The 22,865-nt window shown below is 63.9% G+C and carries 20 protein-coding genes and 1 pseudogene; 14 read left to right on the forward strand and 7 right to left on the reverse strand.

Features of this window, described 5'->3' with window-relative positions; genetic code table 11:
- The first annotated feature begins 1 nt into the window (after position 1).
- The 6 genes from LKE50_03815 (at position 2) to LKE50_03840 (ending at position 8,052) form a co-directional block, all read left to right on the forward strand.
- A complete protein-coding gene (locus LKE50_03815; GenBank protein MCH3967738.1) occupies positions 2 to 1,138 on the forward strand; it encodes a DNA polymerase III subunit in 1,137 nt (378 codons plus the stop codon).
- On the forward strand, positions 1,117 to 2,646 hold the full coding sequence (locus LKE50_03820) for a hypothetical protein (GenBank protein ID MCH3967739.1): 1,530 nt from the start codon (positions 1,117 to 1,119) through the stop codon (positions 2,644 to 2,646). Before LKE50_03815 ends, LKE50_03820 begins: the two co-directional genes overlap by 22 nt.
- A 181-nt stretch (positions 2,647 to 2,827) precedes the next feature.
- Positions 2,828 to 4,312, forward strand: coding sequence for a radical SAM protein (locus LKE50_03825; protein MCH3967740.1), 1,485 nt, complete (start codon positions 2,828 to 2,830; stop codon positions 4,310 to 4,312).
- Between the two features lie 210 nt (positions 4,313 to 4,522).
- Positions 4,523 to 5,311: an alpha/beta hydrolase gene (locus LKE50_03830; GenBank protein ID MCH3967741.1), complete on the forward strand. Its 789-nt coding sequence runs from the start codon at positions 4,523 to 4,525 to the stop codon at positions 5,309 to 5,311.
- Complete coding sequence (locus tag LKE50_03835) at positions 5,301 to 6,863, forward strand: UDP-N-acetylmuramoyl-tripeptide--D-alanyl-D-alanine ligase (protein ID MCH3967742.1); 1,563 nt, start codon at positions 5,301 to 5,303, stop codon at positions 6,861 to 6,863. Before LKE50_03830 ends, LKE50_03835 begins: the two co-directional genes overlap by 11 nt.
- Positions 6,864 to 6,873: 10 nt before the next feature.
- Positions 6,874 to 8,052 carry a D-alanine--D-alanine ligase gene (locus tag LKE50_03840; protein MCH3967743.1) on the forward strand — a complete coding sequence of 393 codons (1,179 nt, stop codon included), beginning with the start codon at positions 6,874 to 6,876 and terminating at the stop codon, positions 8,050 to 8,052.
- Between the two features lie 30 nt (positions 8,053 to 8,082).
- On the opposite strand, the gene LKE50_03845 is transcribed toward LKE50_03840, so the two are convergent.
- On the reverse strand, positions 8,083 to 9,627 hold the full coding sequence (locus LKE50_03845; protein MCH3967744.1) for a carboxypeptidase M32: 1,545 nt from the start codon (positions 9,625 to 9,627) through the stop codon (positions 8,083 to 8,085).
- Between the two features lie 138 nt (positions 9,628 to 9,765).
- Between LKE50_03845 and LKE50_03850 the strand changes: the two genes are divergently transcribed.
- From LKE50_03850 to LKE50_03865, 4 genes and pseudogenes are all read left to right on the forward strand, one after another.
- Positions 9,766 to 11,091 (forward strand): PLP-dependent aminotransferase family protein, encoded by a 1,326-nt coding sequence (locus tag LKE50_03850; GenBank protein ID MCH3967745.1) that lies wholly within the window; start codon positions 9,766 to 9,768, stop codon positions 11,089 to 11,091.
- Between the two features lie 32 nt (positions 11,092 to 11,123).
- Positions 11,124 to 12,099, forward strand: a pseudogene (locus LKE50_03855) (ATP-grasp domain-containing protein).
- A 2-nt stretch (positions 12,100 to 12,101) separates the two neighbouring features.
- On the forward strand, positions 12,102 to 13,052 hold the full coding sequence (locus LKE50_03860; protein MCH3967746.1) for an ROK family protein: 951 nt from the start codon (positions 12,102 to 12,104) through the stop codon (positions 13,050 to 13,052).
- A gap of 167 nt (positions 13,053 to 13,219) precedes the next feature.
- Positions 13,220 to 13,615 (forward strand): hypothetical protein, encoded by a 396-nt coding sequence (locus tag LKE50_03865; GenBank protein ID MCH3967747.1) that lies wholly within the window; start codon positions 13,220 to 13,222, stop codon positions 13,613 to 13,615.
- 161 nt (positions 13,616 to 13,776) lie between these two features.
- Here the strand turns inward: LKE50_03865 and LKE50_03870 are convergent, their stop codons facing one another.
- Entirely contained in the window at positions 13,777 to 14,628 is an 852-nt protein-coding gene (locus LKE50_03870; protein ID MCH3967748.1) for a class II fructose-bisphosphate aldolase, read from the reverse strand.
- Between the two features lie 90 nt (positions 14,629 to 14,718).
- The gene (locus LKE50_03875) at positions 14,719 to 15,657 is read right to left on the reverse strand and encodes a 1-phosphofructokinase family hexose kinase (GenBank protein MCH3967749.1); all 939 of its coding nucleotides are present in this window, start codon (positions 15,655 to 15,657) and stop codon (positions 14,719 to 14,721) included.
- A 273-nt stretch (positions 15,658 to 15,930) separates the two neighbouring features.
- Here LKE50_03875 and LKE50_03880 point away from each other — a divergent pair, with 273 nt between their 5' ends.
- Positions 15,931 to 16,740, forward strand: a complete 810-nt coding sequence (locus tag LKE50_03880) for a DeoR/GlpR family DNA-binding transcription regulator (protein MCH3967750.1) — start codon at positions 15,931 to 15,933, stop codon at positions 16,738 to 16,740.
- 160 nt (positions 16,741 to 16,900) lie between these two features.
- Here LKE50_03880 and LKE50_03885 read toward each other — a convergent pair whose 3' ends face one another.
- The 4 genes from LKE50_03885 to LKE50_03900 all read right to left on the reverse strand — a co-directional run bounded on the left by LKE50_03885 (position 16,901) and on the right by LKE50_03900 (position 20,012).
- On the reverse strand, positions 16,901 to 17,896 hold the full coding sequence (locus LKE50_03885; protein MCH3967751.1) for a hypothetical protein: 996 nt from the start codon (positions 17,894 to 17,896) through the stop codon (positions 16,901 to 16,903).
- A 305-nt stretch (positions 17,897 to 18,201) separates the two neighbouring features.
- Positions 18,202 to 18,720, reverse strand: coding sequence for a galactose-6-phosphate isomerase subunit LacB (gene lacB, locus LKE50_03890; GenBank protein ID MCH3967752.1), 519 nt, complete (start codon positions 18,718 to 18,720; stop codon positions 18,202 to 18,204).
- A 42-nt stretch (positions 18,721 to 18,762) separates the two neighbouring features.
- Positions 18,763 to 19,191 (reverse strand): galactose-6-phosphate isomerase subunit LacA, encoded by a 429-nt coding sequence (gene lacA / locus LKE50_03895; GenBank protein MCH3967753.1) that lies wholly within the window; start codon positions 19,189 to 19,191, stop codon positions 18,763 to 18,765.
- A 56-nt stretch (positions 19,192 to 19,247) separates the two neighbouring features.
- Positions 19,248 to 20,012: a DeoR/GlpR family DNA-binding transcription regulator gene (locus LKE50_03900; protein MCH3967754.1), complete on the reverse strand. Its 765-nt coding sequence runs from the start codon at positions 20,010 to 20,012 to the stop codon at positions 19,248 to 19,250.
- Between the two features lie 337 nt (positions 20,013 to 20,349).
- Between LKE50_03900 and LKE50_03905 the strand changes: the two genes are divergently transcribed.
- The 3 genes from LKE50_03905 (at position 20,350) to LKE50_03915 (ending at position 22,827) form a co-directional block, all read left to right on the forward strand.
- A complete protein-coding gene (locus LKE50_03905; GenBank protein ID MCH3967755.1) occupies positions 20,350 to 20,847 on the forward strand; it encodes a PTS sugar transporter subunit IIA in 498 nt (165 codons plus the stop codon).
- A gap of 66 nt (positions 20,848 to 20,913) precedes the next feature.
- Positions 20,914 to 21,219 carry a hypothetical protein gene (locus LKE50_03910; GenBank protein ID MCH3967756.1) on the forward strand — a complete coding sequence of 102 codons (306 nt, stop codon included), beginning with the start codon at positions 20,914 to 20,916 and terminating at the stop codon, positions 21,217 to 21,219.
- A gap of 96 nt (positions 21,220 to 21,315) precedes the next feature.
- Positions 21,316 to 22,827 (forward strand): hypothetical protein, encoded by a 1,512-nt coding sequence (locus LKE50_03915; GenBank protein ID MCH3967757.1) that lies wholly within the window; start codon positions 21,316 to 21,318, stop codon positions 22,825 to 22,827.
- Positions 22,828 to 22,865: the final 38 nt, after the last annotated feature.

A 22,865-nucleotide genomic window follows, 5' to 3' on the forward strand; every position in this document is an offset into this window, starting at 1 on the left:
CATGGCACCTGAACCCGTCGTCCTCGAGAAGATCGAGGGACAGCCTCGCGTGAGCGGCTTCCTCGCCGATGCCGTGAGGGAACGGCGCGTCTCCCATGCCTACCTCTTCGTGGGTGCCCCAGGCAGCGGGCAGATGGCTGCCGCGACCGCGCTCGCCAAATGCCTGGTGTGTCCCACGGGCGGATGCGGGTCATGTGACGAGTGCATCCGCGTCTCGCACGGCACGCATCCCGACGTCCATGTGCTCCAACCCGAGAGCGTCGTGGGTTACATGATCGATCAGGTGCGCGCCCTCGTGGACGACGTCTCGCTCACGCCCGTGCGTGCCAAGGCCAAGGTCTATATCCTCGACCGTGCCGAGCTGCTCAAGGGCGCTCCTGCAAATGCCCTGCTCAAGACTATCGAGGAACCTCCTGAGGGAGTCGTGTTCATCCTCATCTCGCGGTCGGTGGATGCCATGCTCCCCACCATCGTCTCCCGCTGCCAGGTCGTCCCCTTCAGGGTCGTGTCCCCTGACCTGGCAAGTGGCATGGTGGCCAGGAGGTGCGGCGAGGAGGGGATGCGCGCCCGCATCGCCCTCGACGTCGCGGGCACCCCCGAGGCGGCTTGCGGGTTCCTCTCGTCGTCGTCGCGCAGGGATGTTCGGAGGCTCGTCGTGCGGGCCCTCTCTGACCTGTCCTCGTGCGACCTCTGGGACGTGCTCGTCGCCGCGCGTGGGATCGTGGAGGCAGCCAAGGTGCCGCTCGATGACGTGCGCACCCGCCAGGCCGAGGCGCTCGAGGCCGACTCGGAGTTCCTTTCGCCCAAGGCCATGAAGGCCCGTGAGCAACGCAACAAGCGCGAGCTCTCCGCCCGCGAGCGTTCGGGTATGATGGAGGCCATCACAGCTGCGGAGTCGCTGCTGAGGGACGTCCTCATGCAGCTCGAGGGCACGGGTGGCACCATCGTCAACGGCGACATGTCAGACGTCGAGGACCGCCTTGCCGCCACTGCCCGCCCCGAGGGTGTGCTGCGAGCCCTCGAGGCCTGCACGTCAGCCTCGGATGACCTCGCACACAACGTATCGCCTCAGCTGACCATGGAGGTCATGCTGTGTTCCATCAAGGAGGCACTCTCATGCCCGTCATCATCCCGGTAAAGTTCAAGTACGCGACCCGTGACCTCTGGTTCGACCCGGCCGAGAGCGGGGCCACCCAGGCCGACCACGTCATCTGCTCCACCGACCGTGGGACCGAGATCGGCCTTGCCACGGGTGCCCCCGTCGAGGTCACGCCCGAGCAGCTTCGCGACAAGACCTCGGGTGCGGCCCTGAAGCCGGTCCTGCGCGTCGCCACCGACGAGGACCTCGAGCTGGCCGAGTCGCTGGCCGACCGTGGTGACGAGGGGCTCCCCATCTTCCGTAGGCTCGTGGAGGCCTCGGGCCTCGACATGAAGCCGGTGGGCGTGGAGTACCTCTTCGACGGCAGCAAGGTCGTCTGCTACTTCGCGGCCGAGGAGCGCGTCGACTTCCGTCAGCTCGTGCGCGACCTCTCGCGCGAGCTGCACGAGCGCGTGGACATGCGTCAGATCGGCGTGCGCGAGGAGGCCGGGCTGGTCGGTGGCTTCGGCCACTGTGGCCAGGAGCTGTGCTGCGCACGCTTCGGCTGCGGGTTCGACCCCGTCTCCATCCGCATGGCCAAGGAGCAGGACCTGCCGCTCAACTCCACCAAGATCTCGGGCGCCTGCGGCAGGCTCATGTGCTGCCTGCGCTACGAGTTCGAGGCCTACCGCGACTTCAAGGGCCGCGCTCCCAAGAAGAACGCCGTGATCAAGACGCCGCTCGGCAAGGCCAAGATCATCGAGTACGACACGCCCAAGGAGCAGCTGGCCCTTCGCCTCGAGAACGGCAAGCAGGTGCGCGTGCCCCTCTCGGGCATGGAGGCCTCAGAGGCGGCCCACAAGAAGAGCGAGGAGCTCGGGTGCCCCTGCCGTCCTGACACGGTGACGCGCGAGGCGCTCGACGCCCTCGAGTCGAGCGACGTCCAGATGGCACTCGCTGACCTCGACCGTGCAAACGGCATCATCCCCGAGGAGAAGTACGACGAGTCGGACATCTTCGTCGAGCGTGGCGGCAAGGGAAGGCACGGTCGCGGCAAGGGCGGCCAGCAGGGCGGCAACGGTCGCGGCAAGGGCGAATCGGGCTCTGGCAACGGCTCGGGCGAGAGGTCTTCGGACGCGTCGTCCAAGCCGCGCCGCAGGCGTCGCAAGGGCTCCGGCTCCGGCCAGGGCAACGGTAACGGGGCCGGCACGCAGCAGGGCTCCCAGGCCAATGGCTCATCCCAGCAGCAGGGCCAGGGTCAGCACGCGAGCAGGCGCCGGCACCATGCGGCAGGAGAGGGGACCTCGGGCGAGGGCATGCAGCAGGCTGCGGCCAAGCAGGGTGCCAAGCGCACGCGTCGCCCTGGTGACCATGGGGGACAGGCACAGGCCGCAGGCCAGACGCCGGCGGCCGATGCCGGCTCCGCGACCGATGCCCCCAAGCGCAAGCGGCGCCATCGCGGTGGCCGTGGCCACGGCAAGGGCGGCAACGGTGGAGCTGCCGGCAACGGTGGGAACGGCGGCAACGGCGGCAACGGCGGCGGCACGGAGTCGGGTTCAAGCGAGTAGCCGCGTCCTTGAGAGGACGCTTCGACAGGACATCCCCGGACGAGAGGCCATTCTCGTCCGGGGATTTCCTTTTCATGTGAGACTGCTAAAATCGAACGCAGTTCAAAAAGGTCTCGGTGACTCCCTCCCCCAGCACGGTCGGTTCCACGCGATTCCGATCTTCGTCCAGAGGGGTCCTCACATGCTTTCTTCCATCACGCACGCAGCCGAGCGCAAGGCGTTCGGTGCCATCATCGACCAGGTCATCGATGCCAAGCCGGGGAAGGACCGCGAGGAGAAGCTCGAGCGGTTCCTCGACATGGGCCAGAAGCTCCTCTCGGCCACGGCGCCTGACATGGGCAACACGTTGCGAAAGGCCTTCTACCCTGGCTCCAAGTGGGAGAAGGAGCTCCTGCGCATCGTCGACCAGACCGACCCGCACGTACTCAAGACGTCCGTGCTGGACGGTGCCTACGAGGCAGCCTTCCGAGGGCTGCGCACCACCACCCAGAGCGCCGAGAAGTACCAGTGCAACGTACCCTGGATCATCATCTTCGACCCTACGAGCGCCTGCAACATGCACTGCAAGGGCTGCTGGGCGGCCGACTATGGCAACCGCCTCAACCTCTCGTTCGAGGACATGGACAAGATCGTGACCGAGGGCTCGGAGCTCGGCTGCCACTTCTATATGATGACCGGCGGAGAACCGATGGTCCGCAAGCGCGACGTCGTCAGGCTTGCCGAGAGGCACGAGGACTGCATCTTCGGCCTCTTCACCAACGGCACCCTCATCGACCAGGACTTCTGTGACGACTGCAAGCGTGTGGGCAACCTCGTCTTCTCGATCTCGCTCGAGGGCTTCGAGAAGGCCAACGACGGCCGTCGTGGCGACGGCTGCTTCGACAAGGTCATGGCCGCGATGGACCTGCTCCACGAGAACGGGATCCCCTTCGGCACCTCCACGGCCTACACGCGTGACAACTACAAGGACGTCACCTCGGACGAGTACTTCGACCTCCTGTACGAGAAGGGCGCCGACTGGGCCTGGTACTTCCACTACATGCCCGTAGGCGAGGGCGCCAACGCCGACCTCATGTGCACCCCCGAGCAACGTGAGTACATGCTGCACCGCATCCGCGAGCTTCGTGACTTCGAGGGCGGCAAGCCGGTCATGTGCATGGACTTCCAGAATGACGGCGAGTTCGTGGGCGGTTGCATCGCCGGCGGCCGTGTCTTCTGCCACATCAACGCCCGCGGCGACGTCGAGCCCTGCGTCTTCATTCACTACTCGAACGCCAACATCCATGACAAGTCGCTGGTGGAGTGCCTGCAGCAACCGATCTTCCAGGCCTATCGCAAGCACTGGCCCTGGAACGACAACATGCTGCGGCCCTGCCCCATGCTCGAGAACCCCGAGATCCTGCCCCAGATCGTGCACGAGGCTGGCGCGACCTCGACGGAGTACACGAGCCCCGAGAGCGTCGACCACCTCTGCGAGCGCACCGCCCCCTATGCCAAGGCCTGGAAGCCCAAGGCCGACGAGCTCTGGCGCGCCGAGCATCCGACGGGCAAGAAGGTCTATGACGATGACATCTCGATGATGGAGGTCGACAGGAAGGCCAGGATGCTCGAGGCCGACGACGAGGCCTCCGACGAGGCCGTCGCTGCGGGCAAGGCCGTTCTCTAGGCACCAGCCGAAGGCATGTCGCATGTCACGGGGGTGGTCGGGACGTTCCGGCCACCCCCGTGTCGTACTCATTCCTTGTAGAGTCGGCCCGGCCGGGGAAGGTAGTGTAATCTTATGGGAGGTGCGCGTGGCTGGTTGTCGCAGAGAGCGTGTCTGCCGCCCGATGCGCCCTGCAAGTAATCGATCGATGTCAAAGACGAGGCAGTCTGCATGAATATCAACATCGATGGATACTCTGTCAACTACAAGGTATCCGGAGACGGGCCGAGAACGGCTGTCATGTTGCAAGGATGGGGCACCACCCTCGAGGTGTACGACTCGGTCGCGAGTGCCATCGATTCCGACTATCGGTTCGTCCAGCTCGACCTTCCGGGCTTCGGCAAGAGCGACGAGCCGAGGGAGCCTTGGGACGTCGACGCATATGCCGACTTCTTCTGCAAGTTCATGGCGGCACTCGACATCCGTGAGGCGACGCTGATCGGCCATTCCTATGGCGGACGCGTCATCATCAAGCTGGCCGCGCGGGAGGACCTCCCGTTCACCATCCGCGACATCGTCCTCATCGACAGTGCGGGGATCGTGCCCGAGAAGTCCTTCTCGCAGCGCATGAGGGTCAAGAGGTACAAGGCCCTGAAGGGGGTCGCCAGCAACAAGGTCGTCTATGCGCTCTTCCCCGAGCTGATCGATGACTGGCGTCAGCACCAGGGATCTGAGGACTACCGCAACGCCTCGCCCATCATGCGGCGCTGCCTCGTCCTGGCGGTCAACGAGGACCTTCGCGACCTGTTCCCCAAGGTCGGGCAGGACGTGCTCCTCGTCTGGGGGGACCTCGACACGGCGACGCCCATCGGCGATGCCAAGCTCATGGAGCAGGGGATCCCCGGTGCGGGCCTGGTCGTGCTCGAGGGTGCCGGCCACTTCTCGTTCCTCGAGCAACCGACGCGGTTCGCATGTGTCCTGAGGGAGTTTCTCAAGGTTGGTGCCGACGATGCTCATTAGTACCCTGCTGGTCGCGGCCCTCGCGGTCCCGGCTTACTATCTCGCCATGCGCTACAACATGCACATGCTCCAGCTCAACGGGTATGTGAACACGACCCATCTGCGGTGGCTCAGGGGGACCTTCACCCACCAGTGGCTCCTCATGGTCGGCTTCGTGCTCGGCCTCGTCAGGGTGCTCCTGCCCTCGGTCGCCCTCGATGTCGTCGAGTGCGTGGTGCTCGTGCTGGTCATCCTGGTCTACCGGGCGATGAAGCACCTCAACACCAAGATCCTCCTGGCCTATACGCCTCGTGTGAGGAGGATGGTCGCGACCGACCTCGTCATCTGCGGCCTCGTCGTCCTTCTCGTCGGGCTCCTCGCCGGACTGTCGCCCCTGTCGGGTGCCATCATGATGCTCGTCTCGGCCCAGCTGCTCATGTGCCTGCTCGTGAACCTGGTCAACCATCCGGTGGAGGCAGGCATCAACCGCCACTACATCAACGACGCGAAGCGCAAGCTCGCTGAGGTTCCAGGTCTCAAGGTCCTGGGCGTCACGGGCAGCTACGGGAAGACGAGCGTGAAGTTCTACCTCCAGACGCTCCTGCAGGACCGCTTCAACGTCCTGGTGACCCCCGAGAGCTACAACACCCCCATGGGCGTCGTGAAGACGATCCGTGGCCAGCTCAAGCCTACCGACGAGCTCTTCATCTGCGAGATGGGAGCCCGCTGCGTGGGCGAGATCAAGGAGATCTGCGACATCGTCCATCCCGACTGGGGCGTGATCACCTCGATCGGCCCCCAGCACCTCGAGACGTTCCATACGATCGAGAACATCAAGAGCACGAAGTTCGAGCTCGGCGATGCCCTTCCCGCTGGCGGGCTGCTCTTCCTGAACGGCGACAACGAGTACATCCAGCAGAAGGCGCCTGGTTATGACAACGTCGTCTTCTACTATGCCGACGGTGACGGCGACGGCTACCGTGCCTCGGACGTGTCCGTGTCGGAGACGGGGACGGAGTTCACGGTCACGGCACCCGACGGCGAGTCGGAGCGCTTCCGGATCAGGCTGATCGGTGCGCATAACGTCATCAACGTCGTAGGTGCGATCGCGGTCGCGAACAAGCTCGGCATCCCCCTGAGGGACCTCCTGGTTCCCGCCCGTAGGCTGCAGCCGGCCGAGCATCGCATGCAGATGCGCGACCATGGCCAGGTCACCATCATCGACGACGCGTACAACTCGAACCCCGTCGGCTCGAAGGCGGCCGTCGAGACGCTCGCGCTGTTCCATGGGACGAGGGTCCTCGTCACGCCTGGCATGGTCGAGCTGGGCGATGAGGAGGCGGAGTACAACCGCAAGTTCGGGACGTACGCGGCGAGCTGCTGCGACTATGTCGTGCTCGTCGGACGCACCCGCGCCGTGCCCATCCGGGAGGGGCTGCTCGCCGAGGGGTTCCCCGAGGAGAAGTGTATCGTATGCGATAGGCTCGAGGAGGGCCTTGCCTACGCCTATGGCATCGGCACCGAGGAGCACAAGTACATCCTCCTCGAGAACGACCTTCCAGACAACTACTAGGGAGAACCTGATGAAGCCAAGAGTCGCCGTGATGTTCGGTGGGAAGAGCGTCGAGCACGAGGTGTCCGTCATCTCGGGCATCCAGGCCTTCCTTGCCATCGATGCCACGAAGTATGATGCGATCCCCGTCTACATCACCAAGGGCAACGAGCTCTATATAGGCGACTCGATCGGCAAGATGGAGTCCTACAAGGACATCGACGCCCTCCTCGCACGCTCGCAGAGGGTCCTGCTCATGGAGGACGCCGGCCAGGCCCAGCTCGTCTCGTATCCGCCCAAGCGCTTCGGGAAGACCGAGACCACCTGCATAGACGTCGTGCTCCCGGTCGTGCATGGCACGAACATGGAGGACGGCGCGTTCCAGGGCTACCTCAAGACCCTCGGCGTCCCCTTTGCGGGCTGTGACGTCATGGCCTCGGCGCTCGGCATGGACAAGTACCTCTCGAAGACGGTGCTCAAGCAGGCTGGCATCCCGGTGCTCGACGCCGAGCAGTTCGGTGTCGCGGACTATGCCGACATCGACGGGCTCGTCGCGAAGGTCGAGGGGACGCTCGGCTATCCCGTCATCGTGAAGCCCGTCGACCTCGGCTCGAGCGTCGGGATCAGCGTCGCGAAGAGCCGTACCGAGCTCCTCTCGGCGGTGGATGACGCGTTCCTGTATGCGACGAGGATCATCGTCGAGCATGCGATCCTGAACCTGCGCGAGATCAACTGTGCGGTCCTCGGCGACGACGAGGAGGCCGTCGCCTCCGAGTGCGAGGAGCCCCTCCACACCGAGGACATCCTCAGCTACGAGGACAAGTACGTGAGCAACGCGAAGGGGAGCGGCTCCAAGGGGATGGCGAGCGTCTCCCGCAAGATCCCTGCCGAGCTGTCAGCCGAGCGGAGGGAAGAGGTCAGGCAGATCGCCGTCAGGTCGTTCCAGGCGCTCGGGTGCAACGGCGTCGCACGCATCGACTTCCTGGTCGATGCCGACACCGATGCCCTCTACTTCAACGAGATCAACACCATCCCGGGCTCCTTGGCCTTCTACCTCTGGGAGCCGGTGGGCATTCCCTATCCCGACCTCCTCGACCGCCTGGTGCAGCTCGCGCTCAAGAGGTCTCGCATCGAGAAGAACCTCACCTTCACCTTTGACACGAACATCCTCGACTCTGCGAGCCTCGGCGGGTCGAAGGGCGCGAAGTAGCAGACCCTCCCCGCGAGGGGAGGGCGGCGTCTACAGCTGGTAGATTGCCGAGAACTTCTTCGTGAGGTAGCTCGTGAGGTGGCTCACGTCCACCGGGCCGCCGGTCGCGTCGGCCATGATCTGGTCGGGGTCCTTCGCGCGACCGAACTGCCAGACGTTGTCATGGAGCCAGGTGCGCACGGGCGCGAGGTCGCCGCTCGCGCAGATGGCATCGAAGTCCATGCCGTCCGCGCGCATGGTGTCGAGGAACTGCGCGCCGTAGGCGCTGCCCAGGGCATACGTGGGGAAGTAACCGATCTGCCCGTTGGCCCAGTGCGAGTCCTGCAGCGCCCCGTGCCGCGCGTCGGGGACCTCGATGCCCAGGTACCCCCGGTACTTCTCGGCCCAGAGCCCCGGGACGTCGGCTGCCGTCGCCTCACCCGAGAAGAGCATCTGCTCGATCTCGTAGCGCACCATCACATGCAGGGGATAGGTGAGCTCGTCGGCCTCGGTGCGGATGAGCGAGGGCTCGGCCCGGTTCACGGCGAGGTAGAGGTCGTGCGGGTCCACGCCGGCCATCTGGTCAGGGAACCGCCGCGCGATCGCGTCCAGGAGCACGGGGGCGAAGGCCTCCGAGCGGCCCACGTAGTTCTCGAAGAAGCGGGACTGCGACTCGTGCATGGCCATCGAGGTGCCGCCCTTGAGGCAGGTGTAGTCGAAGGCCGGGTCCACGCCCTGCTCGTAGAGGGCATGCCCGCCCTCGTGGAGCATCGAGAAGACGTTGCTCGTCACGTCGTCGGGATAGACGTGGCTCGCGATGAAGGCATGCTGGCTCGAGACCGAGTCGGTGAAGGGGTGCTCGGTGCGCCCGAGCACGATGGCGTCCAGGTCGATGCCCTCGAGTGCCATGAGGTCATGGGCGAGCTCCCACTGGGCCGTCTCGTCGAACCTGCCGTCCACGCATGCGCGGCTCGGCTGCCAGCCGGCGGCGCCCACGGCGGCCACGAGCGGCACCACGCAGGCACGGACCTCGTCGAAGAACCGGTCGTAGAAGGCGCGCGAGGTCCCGTGCTCGAACTCGTCCAGCCAGACGTCGTAGGGGTCCGCTGTCGCGTCGCGGTAGCCGGCGATCGTGCGCATGGAGGCCACGATCCGGTCGAGGTAGGGTTCGAAGCTCGCCCAGTCGCTCGCGAGCTTGGCCTTGTGCCAGCAGGTGTTGGCCTCGCAGAGCAGGCGCGTATGGGCAGCCTGCACCTCGGGTGGCACGTTGGCCTGGAGCGCCCGGTCGCGTGAGAGGACGCGGAGCTCGGCGGCGTGGGTGGGGTCGAGCTCGTCGGCATGCGCCGAGAGCTCGTCGAGCAGCCCTGCCGTCTCGTGCGAGCAGAGGCGCTCGTTGGCCTCCTGCTCGAGGACGGCCATGGCCTCGCCGCGCCCGGCCGCACCCTTGGGCGGGTCGATCGTCTCGCCGTTGAACATCACGTCGATGAGGGCGTAGTTGTGGGCATAGAGGTGCAGCTGCAGGTCATCGAAGCGTGCGAGCAGGTCCGTGAGGCCCGTGTCGTGGGTGGTGGATGTGGTGCCAGAAGTGGTCGTCATGGTCTCTCCAGCGGTACAAACGTCGCGCTTATGGATACGTTCGGCCTCAGTGTACCCACCTGGGTGATGTTGCGCGATACTGGGGGGAGTGATTTTTGACCTGGCCACAGCACGAGGACGTATGGGGAGCAGACGCCAATGGCAAGCAGCCGCATAACCTTCGACGAGTGGGAGCCGCTCTATGCCGAGCGCATGGATCACCTTCGCAGGAGCGCCGTCCGCGACCTGTTCGCGGCTGTCTCCCGACCTGGGGTGATCGGGCTCTCCGGCGGCATGCCCAACATCTCGGCGCTGCCGCTCGACGAGGTGGCCGAGTGCGCGAAGCGCTGCATCACCGAGGAGGGCCTGAAGGCGCTGCAATATGGTGGGTCTGACGGTCGTGTCGAGATGCGTCGCGTGGTCTGTGACATGCTCGTCGAGCGTGACATCCATGTGGAGCCCGACGACATGATCCTCACCTCGGGTTCCCAGCAGGCGCTCGACTTCCTGGGCAGGGTCTTCATCAACCCTGGCGACACCATCATCGTGGAGGGACCGAGCTACCTCGGTGCGCTCCAGGCCTTCTCGGCCTACCAACCCAACGTGGTCTGCGTCGACATGGACGACCACGGCATGCGCATGGACCTGCTCGAGGAGCGTCTCGCCGAGCTGGGACACCAGGGCGCCAAGTTCATCTACACCATCCCCAACTTCCAGAACCCGGCCGGTGTCACGATGTCGCTCGACCGCAGGCGCCGCCTCATCGAGCTCTCGCATGAGTATGAGATCCCCGTGGTCGAGGACGACCCCTACGGGCTCCTCCGCTACGAGGGCGAGGACGTCCCTTGCATGAGGTCCATGGACCCCTCGGTCATCTATCTTGGTACGACCTCGAAGATCTTCGCGCCGGGCCTGCGCCTGGCGTGGTGCGTGGCACCGCGTCACTTCCTGGCCAAGATGAACCTCTCCAAGCAGGGCGCTGACCTCTGTACCAGCCCCTTCGACCAGGTCATGGCCGAGCACTACTTCAATGACACCGACTGGCATGCCACGCTCGAGAAGAGCAAGGTCGCCTATCGCGTTCGCCGAGACGCCATGCTCGATGCCCTGAACGAGCTCTTCCCGCCCGAGGTCACCTGGACGCACCCCGAGGGCGGCCTGTTCGTGTTCGTGACGCTGCCGCCCTACTTCGACACGGACCAGATGATGTCCGTCGCCCTGGAGCACGGTGTCGCATACGTGCCAGGAAGCAACTGCTACCCGGACGGGCGCGGCAAGTCGAGCATGCGCATCTGCTTCAGCTATGAGACGCCCGAGATGATCCGCGAGGCCATCAAGCGACTGGCTGACGTCATCGAGGACCGCATGGGCCTCTATCGTGCCTTCCTCGAGGCAGGGGCCCTCCCAGATCCAGGCCCGGCACCCACCCTCGGCTCCCATGCCGGCTCGGGCCGTACGTCCACCACCGTCACGGAAGGGAAGTAACGATGCCAGAGAAGCCATCCGTCGCCGTCATCATGGGCGGGACGTCGTTCGAGCGGGAGTTCTCGCTCGAGAGCGGCAAGGTCGTCACCGAGGCCCTCGAGGCCAAGGGGCATGAGGTGTTCCCCCTCGATGCCGATTCGAACCTCGTGGACACCCTTCGGGCCGAGAAGCCCGACGTCGCCTTCGTGGCGCTGCATGGCGCCGGCGGCGAGGACGGGTTCGTCCCGAGCCTCCTCGAGTTCCTCCGCATCCCCTACGTCGGCAGCCGTCCGCCCGTCTGCCGCGCCTCATGGTCCAAGTCGGACATCCCCTTCGTCATGAGGAGGTCGCTGTCGGCCGAGGACTCCGTGGCGCTGTGGCCTGCCGAGGTCGTCCTCCCCGGCAAGGCGTTCCGCGACCTCGGGGCTGCCAAGGCCCTCGACCTCATCCCAGACCGCGTCGGGAGCGGCTTCCCCCTGTGCGTGAAGCCCACGTGCGGCGGCTCCGCCATGGGCGTCACCAAGGTGGAGGATGCCTCCCAGCTGGGCGAGGCCATCATGGCCGCGCTCGCCTTCGATGACTCCGTCATCATCCAGGAGTGGGTCGATGGCGTCGAGCTCTCGGTCACCGTGGTCGGCGACCCGAACGACCCCCAGGTCCTCCCTCCCGTCGAGATCGTGGTCAAGGACGGCATCTATGACACGGACGCTCGCACGGACCAGGACCGCGTCGAGCTCTACTGCCCCGTGCGCACCGAGTCGCTCGGAGCCGACGAGGCCACGGCCCAGTCGGTGAGAAGCGAGGTCGAGCGTGCCGCCATCGAGGTCTATCAGGTCTTCGGGCTGCCGCGACCTCGCACGTGTCGACATGATCTGGGACGGCGCGGCACCGCGCGTCCTCGACCTCAAGATATTCCCCGGTCTGATGACGAGCAAGGCACTCGTGCCGCTCGAGGCCGAGGCGGCAGGAATCAAGCTTGACGATCTCCTCGAGGAGCTTGTCATGGGTGCTTACGAGAGAGGCTGCTAACAATGACTGCATCGCTGCTGGTAGGAATCGACGTGGGTGGTACGTCCATCAAGATGGGACTCATCACGATGGATGGTGAGATCCTGGAGTCGACCTCGGTCAAGACGGCCGAGCTCACGACGACGGCCGAGTTCGAGCATGTCGCGGGTGTGCTGGTCGAGATGGTCTGCGGGCATGGTGCGACTCCCGCTGACGTGGCAGGCGTGGGCCTGGCCGTTCCTGGTGTCGTCCGAGGCGACGGCAGCCTGGCCATGGCAGCCAACGTCACGCTCGACCTCGCTGGTCTCATGGAGGCCATCCGCGGGTCGTTCCCAGGACGCCCCGTGGTCCCCTTGAACGACGCCAACGCGGCCGCCCTGGGCGAGCAGTGGCAGGGTGCCGGCGGCGGCGTTCCCAACCTCGTCTTCGTCACGCTGGGAACAGGCGTGGGCTCTGGCATCGTGGTCGATGGCAAGTTGGCTGCGGGCTCCCACGGCATGGCGGGCGAGGTCGGGCACATCAACGTGAATCCTGACGAGCGCCAGGCCTGCAACTGTGGTTGCCATGGCTGCCTCGAGCAATATGCCTCGGCCCGTGGCCTCATCCGACTGTATCGCGAGGAGTGCGCCCGCGCGGGCGTGGAGTGCGTGCCCATAGCCCATGCCACCGATGCCCTGGCCGTCTTCAACGCGGCGCGGGCCGGCGACGAGCACGCGCAGGTCGCCTGCGATGACCTCGCGGACTACCTGGGACGCGCCTTGGCCATAGTCGCCGTGGTGATCGACCCCGACATCTTCGTCGTCGGTGGTGGCATGTCGGGCGGCTGGGACACCTATGGGGAGGCCCTTGTCGCTCGTTACCAGCATTGGGTCATACCTGATGGCCGGGCCACGCCCATCAGGGCGGCACGTCTGGGCAACACCGCCGGCATGCTGGGGGCCGCCGCGCACGCCAAGGCTGCAGCTGGCGTGTAGGCCGAGGCAGGGCACCGTCTGGCTTTTCTGCACTTTGTCGTGGTAGTGGGATATGCCGCGTTCCCCTGGCTCGTATGGGGTACATCATGACCGTCAGGGGTTACGCATGACTGGGCCCGAGGTGGCCCATGGGTTCTGACATTCCAAATCGATCGGGAGGGCTCACCATGTGCACTGTCATCCAGGAGAAGGTCGGAAGTGGCCCCATGGCCGTCGAGGCCGTTGCCACTGTCATGGGCGAGGGAGTCGTCCTCACCATCCAGACGTCCGAGAACGGCCATATCGGTGCCGTCGCCATCGCCGAGCCCGACCAGAGCGATGGCGGGCGTGACCGTGCAGGCGCAACCACGAGCGTCATCGCCATCCACGGGTGCAAGGACGAGGGCATCGCCCAGGAGGTCGCCAACCAGATGGCCTCCGAGCTCGGTGAGCGCGTCGTGGTGACGTGCGGCCTGGCCAACGCGGATGCCACCCCCCAGCAGATCGGCGAGATGCAGCTCTCGGCCCGTGCCGTCATGGATGCCGTCTCCGGTCAGGTGCGGATGGCACGTCGCGAGGCCTAGCCTCGCCGTGTCGTCCTGAGGCCGGCCTTCTCAACCAAAGGGCATGAACAAGGAGAGGACCCGGATCGCTCCGGGCCCTCTCCTTGTGTTCGGCTCGCGATTTCCGGGGGAAGGGAAGTCGCAGGGACCATGATGTGAGGCGCGTGATGCGCGCAGGTCGCTTAGGCCTTGTTGGTGCTGCCGAGGTTGTCCATATGGCTCTTGCAGACGGCCGTGATCTCGGCCATGCCGAGCTTGGCCGGCTTCTTGGGGTCGAAGCAGTCGGGATTCTCGGCCATGTAGCCCATGTAGCCGTGCGTGAACGCCTGGCGCAGCTCGGTGGCATAGTTGACCTTGCAGATGCCGTTCTCGATGGCTTCGAAGACCTGGTCGTCAGGGACGCCTGAGGTGCCGTGGAGGACGAGCGGGATGCTCACCTTGGCGCGGATCTCCTTCAGGATCTCCTGCTCGATGTGCGGGGTGCCCTTGTAGACGCCATGTGCGGTGCCTACGCCCACGGCCAGGCTCGTGCAGCCGGTGCGCTCGACGAACTCGACGGCCTCGTCGGGGTCGGTGAAGGGGTTCTCCTTGCCGGCGTCAGGGCCGTCGTCCTCCTTGCCGCCGACCTTGCCGAGCTCGGCCTCGACGGGGATGCCCATCGCAAGGCCGACCTTGGCCACAGACTCCGTGAGCTCCATGTTCTGCTCGAAGGGGACGTGGGAGCCGTCGATCATGACGGAGGTGTAGCCCACGCGCAGGGCCTGCATGCAGCGGTCGAACCCGTCGCCATGGTCGAGGTGGAGGGCGACCGGCACGTCCGTGCGCTCGGCAGCGGCCTTGACCATGCCATAGAAGTAGTCGAGGCCGGCATACTTGACCGTGCCCGGGGTGGTCTGCATGATGACGGGGGAGTGGTTCTCCTCCGCGGCGGCCAGGACGGCCATGACGAACTCGAGGTTCTCGACGTTGAACGCGCCCACGGCATAGTGGCCCTTCTGGGCGTCAAGCAGCATGTCCTTTGTGGTGACGAGCATCTGTGTCTCCTGTTCCGCCGGCATCGCCGGCATTCCTGGCGTATGGTCGGTCGCCCGACCCTCGAGGCGCGGCCCGAAGGCGCGCCCTTGTTACCGCTCGCTGATGCGCTCGATGGTCGTGGCCGAGCGCAGCTCCTCGGCCTTGCCCATGTCGAAGTGACCCGTGCTCGCGCTGAGGCAGTTGGCTGTTGCGCAGGCCATGGCATAGGCAAGCTGGTCGGCCGGCTCCATGCCACGTGCCATGGCGACCGCGAAGGCCCCCACCATGGTGTCGCCTGAGCCCACGGGGTTCACGACGTCGATCTTTGGGGCGCGACCACGGAAGGTGCCCCTCTCGCAGGCCATCACGGCACCCTTGTCGCCGAGCGAGACCACGACCTGTGAGATGCCGCGGGCGTGCAGGTCCTGTGCCGCCACGATGACCTCCTCGAGGGAGCTCACGTTGCGACCGAGGACGGCGCCGATCTCGTCGGTGTTGGGCTTGACCATGGTGGGCTGTGCGGTGATGCCGTTCTCGAGCAGCTCACCCGAGGTGTCGAGGATGACCGGCTTGCCGAGCGCCTTGACCCGGTCGACGAGGTCGACGTAGACGTCCTTGGCGACCCCTGCGGGCACGCTGCCGTTCATGGTGACGACGTCTGCCTTGGCCGCGAGGGCCGAGATCCTGGCTTCGAGGGTCACAAGCTCGTCGGCCGTGACGGCGCGACCGGGCTCGAGGAACTCCGTCGAGCGTCCGTCCGGCTCGAGGACGTTGATGCAGCAGCGTGTCTCGGTGGCGACGTGCACGAAGTCCTGTGAGATGCCGTCGGCGGCGAGCAGGTCGCAAAGCAGCTGCCCGTTGTTGCCGCCGACGAAACCGGTCGCGAGGACCTCCTCACCACAGGTTGCGATGGCACGGCTGCAGTTGAGCCCCTTGCCGCCTGCGTTGTCGATGACGGTGTCCACGCGCTGGACCTCACCCACCTCGAGCGGGGCCGAGATCTGGTAGGCCTTGTCGATCGACGTGTTGAGGGTGACGGTGCAGATCATGCGTGCCTCCTGAAGGGTCCGTTGCCTGGTGGTGCTCCTGCTCTTCAAGGGCAGTCTACCCGCTTCGATCTGTGCGAATGTCAGACATGAGTTAATGAAATCGCAGGTAAAGGAAGGTGCCAGACCTATCGCCACCTATGAGTTCCTTCCTGGGGCCCCGGCATTGTGCCAGAACATCGGAAAACGCAATAGAAAGAAAGTCGAACACTTGGTATTATCGAAAGCAAGCGAAACAGAATCATCACAACTCTTGCGTAAGAGAAAGGCATCGACATGCCCGAGCACCCAGAAGCGGCCCATAAGGGAGCAGCGGTCTTCGCGGAGGAGCGCCGGGCGGCGATCCTCTCGATCCTCGACCGTGATGCCTCCGTACAGGTCGCCGACATCGCGGAGGCCTTCGGGGTCTCGAGGGTCACGGCCCGAGGCGACCTCGATGCCCTCGAGAGGGCTGGCAAGCTCAGACGGACGCACGGCGGGGCCGTGTCCCTCTCACGTACCCTCACGGTCTCGATCCAGGACCAGCGTGTGAACGTCAACGTGGGTGCCAAGCAGGCCATCGCCCAGGCGGCCCTCGCCTACGTGCATGATGGGGACTCCGTCCTGGTCGACTCGGGGACCACGGCCCTCGAGCTGGTGCGTGCCCTTGGCAGCCGCGAGGGCGTCACGGTGGTCACGGGTGACTTCACCATCGCCGACTACGTGGACCGGTCCCTGCCGCGTACCGACGTCGTGATGCTGGGAGGCGCGCTCCGTAAGGGGCATCGCTACACCTATGGCCCCCTTGCCCTGCGTTCCCTCGAGGCCCTCCACGCCACGAGTGCCTTCCTCTGTCCCACGTCGTACGTGCCGGGGTGCGGCCTCATGACCAACTTCGCGGCCATGGCCGAGCTCAAGGCGAAGTTCCTCGAGTGCGCCAGCCACGCCTACGTGCTCATGGACGCGAGCAAGGTCGGCGCCCCAGGCCTGCTGAGGTTCGGCGGGCTCGACGTCGTCGAGGCCGTCGTCATGGACGCCGACCCGGATGGTGCCGTGGCTGCCGATCTCGACGGCACCCGGACCAAGCTCGTCCTGGCAGGGGAGTAGGCCAAGGGGGTGTCCGGCACCTTGCCGGGCTTTGGAGACGCTCATGATCGTCTGCGTTGCGACGTCGCGTCCCTCTCGTCTTTCCATAAATGCAAGTAATGGACGACCAATCCCAGGTGAACTCGCGATGAGAAGGCCGCATCGCCCGTCTGTCTTTGATTCAGTCGTCCATTAGTTGAAGATAGGAAGAGGAGTTGGGACCGGGACAGAGCACTTCCTCGCGGAGGGCGTCTCTTTGTGCGATGAGTCCGCTGTCCGACGAACTCGGCTTGATGTCGAGTGCCGCCTCAATGAGACGGGCGATTCGGTCGAGTTCATGGCGGTCGAGAATCTGGTCGTTGGTGACGGTGAGGACATCGATACCAACCTCACGAAGCTCGGCTCTTCGCGAGGAATCGTGTCCGAGCGACGTCGTTCCTGCGTGATATACGCTGCTCTCATATTCGACGTCGAGCTTGGCGTCCTGCCAATAGAGGTCGGCATAGCGACTCCCCGAGATGGTGCCACCTGTCCTGACCTCATGGTTGAGATGTGGTTTGGGAAGCCCATAACCACCAAGGGCTACGGGTAGGGTCAGCAGCATTGCCAGGTCCGTCTCTCGCGGCGATGCCGAGCCTGGCAGGATATGCCGGAGCGCTCTGATCGCCTTGCGATGTCCGCGATACCACCCCGAATGCCGTGCGGCCGAAAGAAGGTCGTCGGGCGTGGCGATCGCAGGCCGCGAGGAGAGTCCCGCCTGGCCTGAGGGGTCGACGACGTAAGAGCCACAGAGCTCGTATCCCAAACGTATGAGTTCGATGAGGTCGAGCGTAGCTGCCATCTGGAGAAACGTGAATGCTGGTGAGCTTATGAGCACATTAGGGCCGATGAGCCTGAAAGCCCCAGGAGGCGGCTCCTCCTGCCAGACATGACATTTCAGCAAGTCAGACCTTCTCCGAGCATCACCAGAGGGCACGAGGACATCGAGCTTGCCCTGTCGTGCCCACGGGAAGTCGAGCTCCGAGAGGGCCTTCTCGTCGGCAAAGGGGACATGGAGGTAGTAACGCCCAGCGCTAAGGTCATGGCGCATATGCCGTGGGTCCTCCGCAGGGGCATCGCTCCTGCCGATCATCCTGAGACGGCGGAGTGCGGTGCCATGGCTGAGCAAGAGCGTCACGGGTGCCTCCTTGGCCTGGCCACGTTCGGCGGAAGGGACGGCGGGAATCAGCAGATGATGACGGAAGCTTAGGGGGATTCTCGTGGATATGCAAGTAATGGACGACCGAGCCCAGGTGAACTTGCGATGAGAAGGATACGTTGCCCGCTTGTCTTGGATTCAGTCGTCCATTAGTTGAAGGCATGGAGACGCCCCCGTCTACTTTCATCGAGAGGAACGTCCCGTCGACCGCTCCGCGCGCAAGAAGGGCGGCCGACGGGGAACTGTCCCTGCCGGCCGCCCTTGGGTCGCTCGTGCGTCAGCGGCTAGTCGTGATAGTAGCCGGCATCCCACTTTGCGTTGATCTCGTCGAAGAAGTGGGGGTCTGCCTGTGCCTTGGCATCACCCTGCCAGACGGCGTCGATCTTGGCGACGAGCGCGTCATTGGCGGGCGTGGCGTTATACGTCGCTGCGAGGAAGGCGTCGACGATGTCGGCGACCAGGAACTCGCCGGTGATCTTGCCGCCGAAGCCGCAGACGTTGGCGTTCAGGTTCTCGCGGGCATAGACGGCACTTGCCATGTCGCGCACGAGCGGGCAGCGCGCACCCGGGACCTTGTTGACGGAGTTGGTGATGCCCACGCCGGTGCCGCACATGACGACGCCCGCGTCTGCCTTGCCGGATGCCACGCACTCGCCCACGCGCTTGCCGTAGATGGGGTAGTGCGTGCGGGTGTGGTCATAGGTGCCGCAGTCGATGACGGTATGGCCCATCTTCTTGAGGTGGTCCGAGAGCGCCATCTTCTCGGTGGTGACGATGTGGTCGCAGCCAATCGCGATGATCATGATGGGAATCCTTTCGTTGAACGTGAAGTGTGGGGGAGGGTCTTAGGCCATCTTGTTGAGCATGTCGACGCGCACCTGGTGGCGTCCTCCCGCATAGGGCTCCGAGAGGAACTCGTCCACGATGCCGCGGGCGAGGTCGGGCCCAACGATGCCCGATCCCATCACGATCATGCGGGCGTTGTTGTGCTGGCGGGTCATGTAGGCCGAGCGCTCGTCGGAGCACTCGCAGGGGATCATGCCCTTGACCTTGCAGGCGGCCATGTAGCTGCCGGCGCCATAGCGGTCGAAGGCGAAGCCGAGGCTGTCGGGGTTGTCCATGAGGTCATGGGCGACGGCGGTCGCGGAGTCGACGAAGTCTGCCGCGGGCTGCTCGCTCTTGTCGACGACCTCGTCGCCGCGCTCGATGAGGTAGGCCTTGACGGTCTCCTTGAGGGGCATGCCCTCGGCGTCAGATCCGATGACGATACGCATGGTGGTTCCTTTCCGGTTGGACGTTATTGAGTCTCGGCACCCCTCCCGGGGAGGTGCTATGAGATGACCTGGGTGTATTGCTCGACGACCTCGCGCTGCTCGGGTGTGACCTGGTCATCGGTGACAAGGCCGTCAACCTGTACGAGGTCGTAGAAGGTATAGAAGTCTCGCTTTCCCAGCTTGCTCGAGTCGGCGACGAGGTAACGCATGTCGGCCTTGTCGAAGACGAGCTGCTGGAGCTTGCCCTCCTCCATATTGGAGGTCGAGGCGGCATGCTCGAGAATCCCGTTCGCGCCGATGAACGCCTTGTCGATTCCCAAGGAGGAGACGGCCTCTTCGGCCATGGGCCCCACGAAGGCGCCGGTGTGCGGCCGATAGAGGCCACCCACGAGGCAAAGGTCGAAGTCGTCATGATCCTCGAGGAGGTTGAACACGGGAAGGCTGTTGGTGATGACGCGGAGCCTTCCCTTAGGGAGGAGCTGCGTCATCGTCTCGATGGTGGTGCCGGTCCCCAGGAAGATCGTGTCGCCCTGTCTGATGAGGCTTGCGGCCATTCTGGCTATGCGCTGCTTCTCGGCCTTATGTATCTGGCGCTTCTCGTCATGCGAGAACTCTCGAGGTATGGCGAGACCGCGCTTGCCGGTGATGCTCCTGGCTCCTCCGTGCACGCGTTCGACCTTGCCGACTGCTGAGAGCTCCTCGAGGTCGCGTCGGACGGTCATCTCGGAGACATCGAGCTCGCCGGCGACGTCACTTACCGTGACAGTGCCGCGCTCGGTACAGATCTTGGTGATCGCGTCTTGTCGCTCTGCTTTAAGCACGAGTCCTCCTTCGGACGTGTACGAACATAACAGAACAAGAACGGACAGTCCAGTTCTGAGTGGTCGATTCTGTTCGGCCAACGGTAGAACGGATGTCACTTATCATAGCAAAACCTAACAGATTTATGAACCAGCAGGTAAAAGTATCAGATATCATTCATCGGAATGTGCGAGTCGCTCTCGAAACGAACAAAAGAATATTTCGCCGATTGGGCGTTGACAAAAAATGTTGGCGTGAAGTATTACAGATACGTGCAAAAACGAGCACGAACCAACATTTCCGTACATTAATGAAGGACGAGGGGCTCGTAGGTCCCAGGAGCGAACGGAGAGGCACATGGCTCAGGAGGACAAGCTCTTCTATCCCGATACCGTCTATGTGAGCGAGGCACGTACCCAGAACGAGGTCTTCGCTGAGGTCTCGAAGGACCTGCTCGCCAAGGGACTCGTCAAGGATGCCTTCCTCGAGAACATCATGGAACGCGAGGCTGGATATCCTACTGGCATGAACATGGCCCCCCTGAGCGACAGGCTCCCCAACTTCGCGGTCCCCCACACCGAGGTGGAGTTCGTCAACACATGCCGTCTCGTGCCCGTGCGGCTTCTGAGGCCGGTCACGTGGCATGACATGATCTCCCCCGACGACTCGTTCGACGTCTCGTTCCTGTTCATGATTCTCAATGACGACGCCGAGGCCCAGGTGGGGATCCTCGCTCGGATCATGGACTTCGTGAATGCCTCCGGTGTGGACGCGATGGTTGACTTCTTCAACCTCGATGACCCTAAGTCCATATACGACTACCTCGTGGGTCATTTCCCCCAGAGGGCAGAGTAGCTGCGTCATATCAGGTGCAATGGGCAGCCGAATATGCCCAGAAAGACATAGTAGGAGGAGAGAGACATGATCAAGATTCTTGCGGCGTGCGGTGCAGGTGTCAACTCGAGCCATCAGATCAAGGATGCGCTCGAGAAGGAGATGAAGGCCAGGGGTTACAACGTTTCATGCGATGCCGTGATGATCAAGGACATCACGGAGGGCATGCTGGCCCACTATGACATCTTTGCCCAGATCGCCAAGACGGACCTCGGGTTCGAGGTCAAGATCCCCGTGGTCGACGCAGGTCCGATCCTGTATCGCATGCCTGCCATGGCCAAGCCTGTCTATGACGCTGTGGAGAAGGTCATCAAGGATAACGGGCTCTCGTAACACGTTGCACTTCCGTGGTCGGTCTTCCCGGAACCAGCCGCGGCGTAATAGCAGATCTTCAGTAGTACCGCTGACGCGGGTGACAGAGGGGGTTAGATGGACGCAATAATCAGCTTTGCCAATGCGGTGTTCCAGCCCATCATTGATTTGGGCGCGGCACCGATGATGGTGATAATCCTCACGATTATCGCCATGTGCTTCAAGGTGAAGTTCACTGACGCACTTATGGGTGGCCTCAAGCTCGGTATCGCACTTACCGGCATCTCAGCCATCATCAACATCCTTACGTCTGCCTTTGGCGATGCCATGACGGCATTCGTCAGCTCGACCGGCATCCAGCTCACGATTACCGACCTTGGTTGGGCGCCACTGGCAACGATCACGTGGGGCTCGCCCTATACGCTCTTCTTCCTGATGATCATGGTCATCGTCGATGCTGTCATGATCGTGCTCGACAAGACCAATACCATAGACGTTGACGTCTTCGACATCTGGCACCTTGCCTTCGTGGGGCTTGCCTGCATGTACTTCGGTGCGAACCTGATCGTGGCGACGCTCCTGGTCGTGTTCATCGGCGTGCTCAAGATCATCAACTCCGACCTCATGAAGCCGACCTTCACGGACCTGCTTGATGCTCCCGAGGCCAACCCGATGACCACCACGCACATGAACTACATGATGAACCCCGTCATTATGGTCTTCAATAAGTTCTTCGACAAGTTCCTTCCCTGGCTCGACAAGTACGACTTCGACGCAGCCAAGCTCAACTCCAAGATCGGGTTCTGGGGTTCCAAGTTCGCCATCGGCATCTACCTTGGTATCTTCGTCGGTCTGCTGGGTCACCAGGACATCAAGTCCATCTGCACGTTGGCCCTCACCGCAGCCGTCTGCCTCGAGCTCTTCAGCCTGATCGGGTCTTGGTTCATCTCCGCCATCGAGCCCCTTTCCCAGGGAATCACCAACTTCGCGAACTCCAAGCTGCAAGGTCGTACCCTGAACGTCGGGCTCGACTGGCCGTTCCTCGCGGGTCGCGCCGAGATTTGGGCCGCCGCGAACGTCCTTGCCCCCATCATGCTCCTTGAGTCGCTCGTGCTTCCTGGCAACGGTCTCCTTCCCCTCGGCGGCATCATCGCCATGGGTCTCACGCCCGCGCTGCTCGTCGTGACCCGCGGCAAGATGATTCGTATGATCGTCATCGGTGCCATCGTGCTTCCTGTGTTCCTGTGGGCTGGTACGCTCGTGGCTCCGTTCGTCACCGAGACGGCCATTCAGGTCGGTGCCTTCCCCTCGTCTGTCGCTGCAGGCACCTTGATCTCGGATACGACGATGGAAGGGCCTATCGAGAAGTTCCTGGCCTTCCTGGTCGGTAACGCAAGCACGGGCCAGATCACGTTCATGATCTATGCGCTCCTTGCCCTCGTCGCCTACCTCCTTATCTTCCTCTGGTACCGTCGTGAGATGCAGAAGCGTAATGCCGAGTATGTCAAGGAGGGCAAGTGCCATCCTGACAAGCTCGTTACCGGCAAGTTCTGTGACGTCCCGGTTCCCGAGACGGTCCCTGAGGGTGCTCCTGAGGGTGCCGCTGCTTCCGAAGGCTCGACGGAATAGTTCCTCTCTCCTTGCTTGAAAGGTTTGCCTGGTATGGG

The organism is Atopobiaceae bacterium, from assembly GCA_022483015.1.
GTDB lineage: Bacteria > Actinomycetota > Coriobacteriia > Coriobacteriales > Atopobiaceae > JALCUE01.

Coding starts and splice junctions, on each gene's coding strand:
- lacB (MCH3967752.1), bottom strand. CDS start 18,720: ATGATCATCGCGATTGGCTGCGACCACATCGTCACCACCGAGAAGATG.
- LKE50_03835 (MCH3967742.1), top strand. CDS start 5,301: ATGCTCATTAGTACCCTGCTGGTCGCGGCCCTCGCGGTCCCGGCTTAC.
- LKE50_03825 (MCH3967740.1), top strand. CDS start 2,828: ATGCTTTCTTCCATCACGCACGCAGCCGAGCGCAAGGCGTTCGGTGCC.
- LKE50_03880 (MCH3967750.1), top strand. CDS start 15,931: ATGCCCGAGCACCCAGAAGCGGCCCATAAGGGAGCAGCGGTCTTCGCG.
- LKE50_03870 (MCH3967748.1), bottom strand. CDS start 14,628: ATGCTCGTCACCACAAAGGACATGCTGCTTGACGCCCAGAAGGGCCAC.
- LKE50_03850 (MCH3967745.1), top strand. CDS start 9,766: ATGGCAAGCAGCCGCATAACCTTCGACGAGTGGGAGCCGCTCTATGCC.
- LKE50_03905 (MCH3967755.1), top strand. CDS start 20,350: ATGGCTCAGGAGGACAAGCTCTTCTATCCCGATACCGTCTATGTGAGC.
- LKE50_03860 (MCH3967746.1), top strand. CDS start 12,102: ATGACTGCATCGCTGCTGGTAGGAATCGACGTGGGTGGTACGTCCATC.
- LKE50_03875 (MCH3967749.1), bottom strand. CDS start 15,657: ATGATCTGCACCGTCACCCTCAACACGTCGATCGACAAGGCCTACCAG.
- LKE50_03815 (MCH3967738.1), top strand. CDS start 2: ATGGCACCTGAACCCGTCGTCCTCGAGAAGATCGAGGGACAGCCTCGC.
- LKE50_03830 (MCH3967741.1), top strand. CDS start 4,523: ATGAATATCAACATCGATGGATACTCTGTCAACTACAAGGTATCCGGA.
- LKE50_03840 (MCH3967743.1), top strand. CDS start 6,874: ATGAAGCCAAGAGTCGCCGTGATGTTCGGTGGGAAGAGCGTCGAGCAC.
- LKE50_03865 (MCH3967747.1), top strand. CDS start 13,220: ATGTGCACTGTCATCCAGGAGAAGGTCGGAAGTGGCCCCATGGCCGTC.
- lacA (MCH3967753.1), bottom strand. CDS start 19,191: ATGCGTATCGTCATCGGATCTGACGCCGAGGGCATGCCCCTCAAGGAG.
- LKE50_03910 (MCH3967756.1), top strand. CDS start 20,914: ATGATCAAGATTCTTGCGGCGTGCGGTGCAGGTGTCAACTCGAGCCAT.
- LKE50_03845 (MCH3967744.1), bottom strand. CDS start 9,627: ATGACGACCACTTCTGGCACCACATCCACCACCCACGACACGGGCCTC.
- LKE50_03820 (MCH3967739.1), top strand. CDS start 1,117: ATGCCCGTCATCATCCCGGTAAAGTTCAAGTACGCGACCCGTGACCTC.
- LKE50_03915 (MCH3967757.1), top strand. CDS start 21,316: ATGGACGCAATAATCAGCTTTGCCAATGCGGTGTTCCAGCCCATCATT.